The organism is Dulcicalothrix desertica PCC 7102 (assembly GCF_003991905.1).
GTDB lineage: Bacteria > Cyanobacteriota > Cyanobacteriia > Cyanobacteriales > Nostocaceae > Dulcicalothrix > Dulcicalothrix desertica.
Map to the genome: position 1 here is coordinate 2877 of NZ_RSCL01000011.1, position 377 is coordinate 3253.

At 40.1% G+C, this 377-nt stretch carries 1 protein-coding gene; it reads right to left on the bottom strand.

Annotation, left to right across the window (positions count from 1 at the left end):
- On the bottom strand, window positions 1-377 hold a 377-nt coding region (locus DSM106972_RS22590), incomplete at both ends, for a condensation domain-containing protein (RefSeq protein ID WP_233787907.1).

A 377-nucleotide genomic window follows, 5' to 3' on the forward strand; every position in this document is an offset into this window, starting at 1 on the left:
GAACCGACTAAGGAGTCAGCAGTTTCTTGCATCGATAGAGTCAAATCAAATTTGGTAATTGTGCTTTCCACCTGTTGTGGAGTTAAAGTTACACCAGGTAATTCTAACTCACCCATTGGCGCATTTTGGAGAACAAACATCACCTGGAACAAAGGTGAATAACTTAATTCTCGCTGTGGTTGTAATGCCTCGACTACTTGTTCAAAAGGCACATCTTGATATTCATAAGCTTTGAGGGTAGTTTCGCGAACTTGTGTTAGCAATTCTTGGAAACTGGGATTATCTTCAAAATGGGTTCTCAGTACTAACGTATTTACAAAGAAGCCAATTAATGGCTCTATTTCGCTGCGATTACGATTAGCAATCGGCGAACCAAT